Here is a 9,400-nt window from a genome sequence, read left to right as displayed (position 1 = left end):
GGCCAGCTTCGCGTCGAACTCGCGGCGCTCACGCTCCCGCCGCTGCAACTCGGCCGCCCCCCGCGGGGGGGGCCGGGCGGCCGGCTGGGGGGGGTGGGCGGGGGGCGAGGCCGGGCGGCGGGGGCGGGGGGCGCCCCCGCGCCCGCGGCCGTCGCGGTGGCGGCGAGGAGGACGAATCCCCAGGTGTAGTCATGGGCGACGCTGTCGACCGCTCCCATCACGAGGGGTGGGAAGAAGCCTCCGAGACCGCCCGCCGCACCGACCACTCCCGTCACCGAGCCGACCCGCTCGGCCGGCACCAGACGTGCGACGAGCGCGAAAACGGCCCCGGACCCGGCGCCCAGGCCGGCGGCCATGCCGAGGAAGGCCGCCGTTCCCACGGGGACCAGCGCCGTCTCGAACGCCGCGACCAGGGCGCACACCGAAACGAGCCCGTACGAAACCGTCAGCACGGGTACGGGGTGGATCCGGTCCGACAGCCAGCCGCCCACGGGGCGCATGGCCACGGCGAGGACGACGAATCCTGCCGTCCTCAGCGCCGCGTCGGAGCGGCCGAGCTCATAGGCCCGGGTGAGGTACGTCGGGAGGTAGACGCTGAACGCGACGAACCCGCCGAAGGACACGGCGTACAGGAAGGCCAGCTGCCAGGTGGCCGGCGTCCGCATGGCCAGCGCCGTGCGCGACACCATCGACCCCGTCGCCGTCGCGCGTCCCGGGCGGTCGCGGAGCAGGAACCAGGCCACCGCGGCGTACACAGCGAGACAGCCGGCCACGAGATCGAAGGGGAAGGCCCGTCCGACGGAGTCGGCGAGCTGGACGGTGGTGAACGCCGACAGGGCCGTACCACCGGTGCCGATGCCGAAGATCCCGAGGGCGACGCCCCGCCGTGCGGGCGGGTACCAGGCGTTGACGAACGGCACGCCGACAGCGAAGGCCGTTCCCCCGAGCCCGAGGAGGAAGCCGCCCGCGAGCACCTCGGCCAGTGAGTCGGCCAGGTGCCCCAGGTACAGCACGGGGAGGATCGTCAGGGCCGCGACGAGGGGGAAGACGCGGCGGGCGCCCCAGCGGTCCGTCAGCGCCCCCGCCGGGATCCGGCCGAGCGCGCCCACCACCACGGGTACGGCGACCACCAGCGACTGCTCGAAGGAGCTCAGCCCGAGGTCATCCCGCAGCCGCGGGCCAAGGGGGGCCAGCAGCGCCCACGCCCAGAAGCAGAGCGCGAACCCGGTGGTGGCGAGGAGCAGCATCTGCCACGGCCGCGGTGCGTCCGCGACCGGCGGGCTCTCCGCGTTCCGGACCATGGTGGCCTCCCGGCAGTGATCCGCGTGGACGGCGTAAGGCGTGCTGTTCCCCACTCTCCGGCCGCCGGGCCCCGGCTCCCAAGGGCCACTCGTACCGTTCCGTGACCGTCCGGCCCCCGGCCAGGGGCCGATCGGCCCTGTGCGGGCGTCCTGGGGCAGCGCACGGTGGGAGTGGTGGATGGACCAGAGGCAGGGGCGTCCGGCGCCTGCCGGTCCGCCGCCGGGAGTGTGAGTGGCCATGATGTTCTGGTACGGCGACGGCATGAACGGATGGGGATGGTTCGCCATGTCGGCCGGCATGGTGCTGTTCTGGGGCCTGCTCATCACCATCGCGGTGATGCTCTTCCGCACGCTGGACCGCGCTTCGCATCGACCGCCGGGGTCTCGGCCCGCCGTGTCGGCCGAGCAGATCCTGAGCGAGCGACTGGCGCGTGGTGACATCGACGAGGAGGAGTACCGTCGGCGACTGACCGCCTTGCGCAGCGCGGAACCGTGAGCCCCATGACCGGCCGGGATGCGGGCGGGGGACCGGCCGGTCACCCTGGGAGCATGGTCGCTCGGATGCCCGGGAAGCCGGGTCGACGCTCAGATGCGCTCCGTGAGCTGACCGCACGGCACGGAGGGCGTGGAGGGCTGTTGCCGGCCGCGCTGGAGCGTGCCAGGTCGGGTACCGGTGAAGAGCCCGGGACGTGGGCTCCCCAGGTCGCGGAGGCAGCCGGGCTTCCGGCGGCGGGGGGCCGGGGCCCGCCCACCTCCTCCCCCGACCGCGCCCCCCCGGGGGGCGCGCGGCATGTCCGGGTGTGCACCGCGACGGCGTGCTTCGCCGCGCGGGGCGGCCGTCATCTGGCGGAGGTCGAGCGGGCGCTCGGAGTGACGGCGGGCGCGGTCGACGAGGCGGGTGCGACGTCGCTGCAGACCGTGCACTGCCTCGGCTACTGCTACGCGGGCCCCGCCGCCCTCGACGGCACCCTTCCCCTTACGGGCCCGGACCTGGCCGACCAGCTCGGCGGGCGGACGGAACCGCGCACGCCCGGCATCCCCGTGGCCGACACCACCGGGGCGCCCGTCCTGCTCGCCGGGATCGTGGGAGGGCAGGACGCCTGGGAGGTGTGGCGGGCAGCGGTGACCGGGCTGCGGCCCGATGACGTACAGAAGGAGACCGCCGCCTCAGGACTGCGCGGGCGCGGCGGAGCCGGATTCCCCGTGGCTGCCAAGTGGGCCGCGGCGGCGGGGAAGCCGGGTGCGGTCGTCGTCGCCAACGGGGACGAGGGCGACCCGGGCTCGTACGCCGACCGGCTGCTCATGGAGGAGGACCCCGAGCGCGTCCTCACCGGACTCGCGCTGGCCTGCTTCGCCTGTGGCGCCGGGCGCGGGATCGTCCTGGTGCGCTCCGAGTACCCGAGAGCCATGGCCCAGCTGCGGTGGGCGGTGGCGCGCGCGACGGAGGCGGGCGACCTGGCTCCCTCGGTCGGGGCGGCCGGTCCGCGGCCGTTCGTCGAGATCGTCGAAGGAGCCGGTTCCTACGTCTCCGGTGAGGAGACCGCCCTGATCGCCCGCTTGGAAGGCGCTCGCGGCTGTGCGCGCCCCCGTCCCCCCTACCCCACGGACCACGGCCTGTGGGACGCGCCGACGGTGGTCAACAACGTGGAGACGCTGGCGGCCATCCCCTGGATCGTCGCCCACGGCGGAGCCTCCTACGCCCGACGCGGCGTACCGGACGAGACCGGCACCAAACTGGTCTGCCTGTCCGAACGCTTCGCCCGCCCCGGTGCCTACGAGGTCGAACTCGGCACTCCTGTCGGCGAGATCGTCACCCGGTTCGGCGGTGGCCTGAAGGAAGGGCGTGAGCTGGTCGCCCTCCAGATCGGCGGCCCTCTCGGGGGCTTCCTCGCCGGGACCGCGCTCGACGTCCCGCTCACCACGGCCGCTCTCGCCGAGCATGATGCCGCTCTCGGGCACGCCGGCATGGTCGCTTTCGACGCCGGCACCGATCCGTACGAACTCCTGCGACACATCTGGGAGTTCGCCGCCGACGAAAGCTGCGGAGCCTGCTCGCCCTGCCGGGTGGGTACCCGCCGAGGGCTCGAACTCGCACAGGACCGGGGTGGGCCGGGGGAGACCTACGAGCGAATGGCACGGCTGATGGGCGAGGCGAGCCTCTGCGCCTTCGGCCGCCGTGTCCCCGCCGCCGTCCGCAGCCTTGCCCGCGCCTACGGGCCGGCCCTGGAAGGATGGGACCGATGACCCGGCTCCAGGTCGACGGCGTTCCGGTCGAACTGCCCGCCGGGGCCACGCTGCTCGACGCCGTGCGTGCCACCGGAGCCGACCTGCCCGCCCTCTGCCACGACGACCGCCTCCGGCCGGCAGGCTCCTGCCGGACCTGCCTGGTCCGCGCCGACGGCCGGACCGTCGCCGCCTGCGTCACACCCGCGGTTCCGGACCTCACCGTCGACACCGCCGACGCGGGCCTGCGCGAGCTGCGCCGGGACGCGGTCGCCCTGATCGCCTCGGCGCTCCCGCCGTACGCGCTCTCCGACAGCGCCCACAGTGAACTGGCCGAGGCGTGCCGGGCCTTGGGTATCCCGGCGGACGCGGCCGCCGGTGACTCCACGCGCGGGCGGGACGAGAGCCACCCGTACGTCCACCTCGACCGCGACCTGTGCATCGCGTGCGGGCGCTGCGTACGGATGTGCTCCGACGTCCAGGGCACGTTCGCGCTCACCCTCACCAGGCGCGGCGTCGACACGGTCGTCGCCCCGGGCACCGGCGGCGACTGGGCCGAATCCGACTGCGTGTCCTGCGGCGGCTGCGTCGACACCTGCCCCACCGGGGCGATTACGCAGCCCGGACCCGGTCACGGCCTCACATCGCGGCAGACCCCCGATGACCGCGTGCGGACCACCTGCGGCTACTGCGGCGTCGGCTGCACCCTGGACGTCGTCGTCCGCGAGGACCGCGTCACCGCCGTGCTGCCCGCCCGGGACGGGCCGGTCAACCAGGGCCACGCCTGCGTCAAGGGCCGCTTCGCGTACGGGTACCTCGGCGCCGCCGAGCGTCTCACCGAGCCCCTGCTCCGTGAGAACGGAGTCCTGCGGCCCGCGAGCTGGGATGAGGCCGTGGCCCGGATCGCGGACGGCCTGCGCGCGGCCGTCCGTGACGGCGGCCCCGACGCGGTCGCCGCGATCTCCTCCGCCCGCGCCACCAACGAGGAGAACTACCTCGTTCAGAAGTTCCTGCGGACCGTGATCGGCACCAACAACGTCGACAACTGCTCCCGCCTGTGCCACGCACGGTCCGCCGCGGGCAACCGGGCGACCTGGGGGGGGGCCGGGGGCACCGACCCCTTCGACGACGTCGAGACCGCCGACTGCCTTCTGGTCGTCGGCGCCAACCCCGTCGAGGCCCACCCCGTCGTCGGCGCCCGACTCCTCCAGCGCGCCCTCGCGGGTGCCTCCCTTGTCGTCGCCGATCCCCGTTCCGTGGGGCTCGCCCGCCACGCCGACCTGCACCTGCGCCCCCGCCCCGGCACGAACGTCGCTCTCTTCCACGGCCTCGCCCACGTCCTCGTCGACGAGGACATGACCGACCCCGACTTCCTCCGCGACCGCGCCACCGGGCTCGACGAACTCACCGACCTGCTGGCCGACCACCCGCCCGAGCGGGTCGCCGGGATCACGGGCGTCCCCGCCGACGACATCAGGAAGGCCGCCCGGCTCTACGGGCGTGCGGAGCACCCCGCCGTCCTGTACGGGCTCGGCGTCACCGAGCACCTGCACGGCACCGACGGCGTCCGGAGCCTGGCGAACCTCCCCATCCTGCGTGGTGCCGTCGGTGGCACCGGCCGAGGCTTCGGCATCAGCCCCCTGCGCGGCCAGAACAACGTGCAAGGCGCCTCCGACATGGGAGCCCTGCCCGACTTGCTCCCCGGCTACGGCCGTGTCACCGACCCGGAGGCCCGCGCCCGCGCCGAGGCGGTGTGGGGCCGACCGGTCCCACCGACACCAGGGTTGCGCATCCCCGAGATGTTCGCGGCGGCCCGGGAAGGCAGGCTGCGGGCGCTGTGGATCATCGGCGAGGACGTGTGCGCGACGGACCCCGACAGCCGACGCGTGGCCCAGGCTCTCGACGCCTGCCCGCTGGTCGTCGTCAACGAGCTATTCCGCGGCGAGACCGCCCGGCACGCCGATGTCGTCCTGCCCGTGGCCTCGTGGCTGGAGAAGGACGGGACCTTCGTCAACTTCGACCGCCGCTTCCAGCGCGTACGGCCGGCGGTGGCTCCGCCGGGCACGGCGCGCTCCGACTTCGAGGTGGTGCACGCCGTCGCCGCTGCTCTCGGTGCCGACCTGGGGTGTCCTACCCCGGCCGCGGCACTCGCGGAGTGCGGACGTGTGACACCTCTCTTCGCGGGTCTCTCGCACGAGCGACTCGACCGGGAGGGGGCCGTACCCTGGCCCTGCCCGGCACCCGACCGGCCGGGCGAAGCCACGCTGTACGCCGACGAGTTCGCCACGCCCGACGGACGCGCCCACCTGTCGGCGGCCCCGTATCTGCCACCCGGCGAGGAACCGGACCAGGACTATCCACTGGTCCTCGTCACGGGGCGCCGCTGGGCCCACTACAACTCCGGAAGCATGACCCGGCGCGGCGGAAATCTCCTCCTCGACGCGAACGACCGCCTTGACCTGAACCCCGAGGACGCCGCCCGGTTCGGAGTACGGGACGGCACACCGGTCACCGTCGAGAGCCGGCACGGGCAGGCACGACTCGTCGCCCGCGTCGGCACGGAACTCGCCCCGGGACAGGTCTTCTGCGCGTTCCACTTCCCGGCCAGCGGCGTCAACTCCCTCACCTCGGAGCACGCCGACACCGTGACCTCGTGTCCGGAGTACAAGGTCACTGCGGTACGGCTGCGGCCGACGGCACGCGAGGGCTGATCGGCACCGAGTTCAGGCGTGGGGCACGACGGCCACGGGCACCGGGCTGTGGTGCAGCACCGCGTGGGCCACGCTCCCGATGCGCGCGCCCAGAGCCGAATGGCGAGTGCGCCGACCCACCACCACGAGCGCGGCGTCCCCGGCGGCCTCAACCAGTTCGAGGCCGGCCGATCCGACCACCACGCGGGCAGTGGTCTCGACGTCGGGGTACTTCGCGCGCCAAGGCTCCAGCAGCTCTTCCAGCGAACGCTCGATCTCCGGAGCCAGGGCAAGGCGGACGTCCGGGACCATGGCGGGCCCCAGGCCGGCGAACGGCGGAAGCTGCTCCGCGTACACGACATGGACCCGGGAGTCACGCCGGGCGGCTTCCTCGAAGGCGAAGCCCAGCACGGCGTCCACGGGCCGTCGCACGTCGGTCCCGACCACGACCGGGCCTCTCGGATCGGTCGCCCCGCTGTCGGCCCGTACCAGCACGACAGGGCGTTCGACCGCACCGGCGACCGTCAGGCCGACCGAGCCGAGCAGATAGCCGGCCACACTGCCGAGGGCCCGTGAGCCCAGAACGAGCAGCTCGCTCTCCTCGGCTGCGGCGACGAGGCCCGGCACGGGCCCTGTGGGCAGCAGGCGGGTGGTCACCGACAGGCTGGGACGGCGCTCGCGCAGGCGTGCGGCGGTGCGCGACAGCATCTCCTCGGCCCACGTCTCGTCGGCCCCTCGCGGCATGAATGCCAGCACGCTCTCCGGTACCGGTTCCTTGGCGCACACCAGGTGCACGCCGGTGCCGCGCAGCAGAGCCTCCTCGGCCGCCCATTCCGCGGCGGCGGTCGCTTGTTCCGTGCCGTCCAGGCCGACCACGATGTTCCGCGTCATGACCGCGTACCTCCTCGTGCGGTGTCATCTGTGTCGTACGTGAGACGGGTGGAGGAGACCGAGACCACGCCGTCGACGGTCGCGACCATGCGCTCGATCGCCGGGATCATGCCCCGGAAGCGCAGCCTGCCGGCGAGGTCCACCCGCCCGTCATGTACCTCGACGGTGAGCACGGCCGGTCCGAGACGCAGCGTGTCGCGGAGCACGTCCTCGACGATCTCCCGGCGGATGTCGTCGTCCTGGCGGAGGAAGATGCCGAGCAGATCGCGGCGGCTCACGATGCCCACCAGCCGGTCCTCGTCGTCGACGACGACGAGCCGCTTGATCCCCTGGACCTCCATCAGCCGCGCCGTCTCCGCCACGGTCCAGTCCGGGCGGGCGCACACGGGGGGTGCCGACATCAGCTCCTCGGCCCGTGTCCCCTCGGCCTTGGCGCGCTCCCATGCCTCCAGGTTCGGAACGGCCGGCCGATCACCCGGTGCGGCGGCCTGGTCGGCGGTCTTGCGGAGCAGATCCCCCTCCGAAACCACGCCAACTACCCTGCCCCCGCCGTTCAGCACGGGAACAGCGGTCACCCGGTGCTGTGAGAGCGTGCGGGCGACCTCCTTGAACGAGGCGTCGCCGCGGACACTCACCACTTCGCGCGTCATCAGTTCGCCGATCCTGCGGTGACGCATCACCCTCTCCTTTCTTGTGCGGGTGTACGTTCCTCGCCCACCAGGCGAGCGGCGCAGCCGTCCCAGGTGTCGAGGGCCGGATAGTCGTCCTCGGTGAGTTCCGTCCCGCTGAGTTCGGCGAGCGCCTCGACGAACTCGAGGAAGTCCAGCGAATCCATCTCGAACGCGTCCCTCAGCGACACGCGGGGATCCAGCCCGGTGAACTCGGCGCCGGGGACGACACGCTGCACGGCTTGCCGAACGAACTCCTTGGCCTGGTCGTGGTTCACAGTTCCTCCGGTTGTTGCAGGAGCCGGTCCATGGTGGTCAGGAAACGCGCGCCGGTGGCACCGTCGGCGGCCCGGTGATCGGCGGACAGCGTCGCCGTCAGCACGGGGTGCACTCCCAGTAGGCCGTTCACGGCCACCGGCCGCTCGACGATCCTGCCGAGGCCGACGAGCGCGACCTGCGGCGGGTAGACGACGCCGAACACCGCCTCGACGCCCTGGTCGCCGAGGTTCGTGACGGTGAGACTGGGATCGGCGGTCTGCGACGCTCGGAGTCGACCTCCCCGTGCCCGTGCCACCAGATCCTTGAGTGCGGCCATCACCTCGGCCACGGAGAGCGTGTCGGCGTGTGCGAGGGCCGGGGCGACAAGACCACCGCCCCGCAGGGAAACGGCGACGCCCAGCCGTACCTCCTCCGCCGGGACGAAGCCGTCGTCGCCCCAGTGCCCGTTGAGCTCGGGCACTTTGCGCGCAGCCATCGCGACGGCCTTGAAGGTGAGCGCGGCGGGCACCAGACGGGCGGACAGCGGCAGTTCGCGGTTGCGAGTGTGCATCCACTCCAGTGCCGCTGCCATGTCCACGGTCGTGGAGAGGTAGAAGTGCGGGATCTCCCGCTTGGACCGGCTCATGAGCCGGGCGGTCGCCGCCCGTGCCGCATCCGGGACGGCCGGCCGTGGTGCGCCCGCGGCGGCTGCGGCGGAACGGACATCCTCGGCACGGACGGTGCCGCCCCGCCCCGTGCCGGTCACCTCGGTGAGGTCGACGCCGAGTTCCGTGGCCAACCGCCGCGCGAGCGGTGAGGACTTCACCCGCGCCGGAGCGGGACGCTTCCCCGTCGAGTCGTCAGTGCGCACCGGCTTCGCCGGCCGTGGCGTCGACGCGGCCTTGTCGCGCTCTGGTGCCGGCGCAGCTTCCGGCTTCGGTTCCGCGTGTTCCACGTCCGCGCGTGTGATCCTGCCTCGGGGGCCCGAACCATGGACGGCGGCGAGGTCGACGTGCCGGTCCTCGGCGAGACGGCGGACCAGGGGTGTCGACGGCGGCGAGCTTTCGACGGGCTGTCTTTGGGCGACAGGCTGTCTTTGGCCGGTGGGCTGCCTTTCGGTGGGCCGGCTCTCGGCGGTCGTGCCGATACGTGCCAGCGGGGTGCCCACCGGCACGGTGGTGCCCTCGTCGACGAGGAGGGCCTCGACCGTGCCGGTGTCGAAACACTCCACCTCGATCGCGGACTTGGCGGTCTCGACCACGGCGATGACGTCGCCCCGCGTCACCTGGTCACCTGGATGCACCAGCCACTCGGAAAGTAGGCCCTCGTCCATGTCGGCGCCGAGCGACGGCATGGTGAACTCGGCCAT

The 9,400-nt window shown here is 73.3% G+C and carries 8 protein-coding genes; 3 read left to right on the top strand and 5 right to left on the bottom strand.

The annotated features are described in order from the left end of the window. On the bottom strand, window positions 1-1,301 hold a 1,301-nt coding region (locus tag ACFW1I_RS00415; RefSeq protein ID WP_384664635.1), incomplete at its 3' end, for a nitrate/nitrite transporter. A gap of 238 nt (window positions 1,302-1,539) precedes the next feature. On the opposite strand from ACFW1I_RS00415, the gene ACFW1I_RS00410 reads away from it, so the two are divergent. The 3 genes from ACFW1I_RS00410 to fdhF are packed head-to-tail and all read left to right on the top strand — an operon-like array spanning window position 1,540 to window position 6,235. Beyond that, a complete protein-coding gene (locus ACFW1I_RS00410; protein ID WP_384664858.1) occupies window positions 1,540-1,797 on the top strand; it encodes an SHOCT domain-containing protein in 258 nt (85 codons plus the stop codon). 53 nt (window positions 1,798-1,850) lie between these two features. After that, window positions 1,851-3,545: an NADH-ubiquinone oxidoreductase-F iron-sulfur binding region domain-containing protein gene (locus ACFW1I_RS00405; RefSeq protein ID WP_384664633.1), complete on the top strand. Its 1,695-nt coding sequence runs from the start codon at window positions 1,851-1,853 to the stop codon at window positions 3,543-3,545. Continuing rightward, window positions 3,542-6,235, top strand: a complete 2,694-nt coding sequence (gene fdhF / locus ACFW1I_RS00400; RefSeq protein ID WP_384664631.1) for a formate dehydrogenase subunit alpha — start codon at window positions 3,542-3,544, stop codon at window positions 6,233-6,235. Before ACFW1I_RS00405 ends, fdhF begins: the two co-directional genes overlap by 4 nt. A 12-nt stretch (window positions 6,236-6,247) precedes the next feature. On the opposite strand, the gene ACFW1I_RS00395 is transcribed toward fdhF, so the two are convergent. Genes ACFW1I_RS00395 through ACFW1I_RS00380 form a run of 4 tightly spaced genes read right to left on the bottom strand, consistent with a single transcriptional unit; the run spans window position 6,248 to window position 9,400 of the window. Next, the gene (locus ACFW1I_RS00395; RefSeq protein WP_384664629.1) at window positions 6,248-7,105 is read right to left on the bottom strand and encodes a universal stress protein; all 858 of its coding nucleotides are present in this window, start codon (window positions 7,103-7,105) and stop codon (window positions 6,248-6,250) included. After that, window positions 7,102-7,782 (bottom strand): CBS domain-containing protein, encoded by a 681-nt coding sequence (locus tag ACFW1I_RS00390; RefSeq protein WP_384664627.1) that lies wholly within the window; start codon window positions 7,780-7,782, stop codon window positions 7,102-7,104. Before ACFW1I_RS00390 ends, ACFW1I_RS00395 begins: the two co-directional genes overlap by 4 nt. Continuing rightward, window positions 7,782-8,051, bottom strand: a complete 270-nt coding sequence (locus tag ACFW1I_RS00385) for a phosphopantetheine-binding protein (RefSeq protein ID WP_384664625.1) — start codon at window positions 8,049-8,051, stop codon at window positions 7,782-7,784. Before ACFW1I_RS00385 ends, ACFW1I_RS00390 begins: the two co-directional genes overlap by 1 nt. Next, window positions 8,048-9,400, bottom strand: coding sequence for a 2-oxo acid dehydrogenase subunit E2 (locus ACFW1I_RS00380; RefSeq protein WP_384664623.1), 1,353 nt, complete (start codon window positions 9,398-9,400; stop codon window positions 8,048-8,050). Before ACFW1I_RS00380 ends, ACFW1I_RS00385 begins: the two co-directional genes overlap by 4 nt.

This window comes from Streptomyces sp. NPDC058955 (assembly GCF_042741435.1).
Classification (GTDB): Bacteria; Actinomycetota; Actinomycetes; order Streptomycetales; family Streptomycetaceae; genus Streptomyces.
Note: the sequence above shows the minus strand (reverse complement) of the source record. Positions and strands in the feature narration are given on the sequence as shown.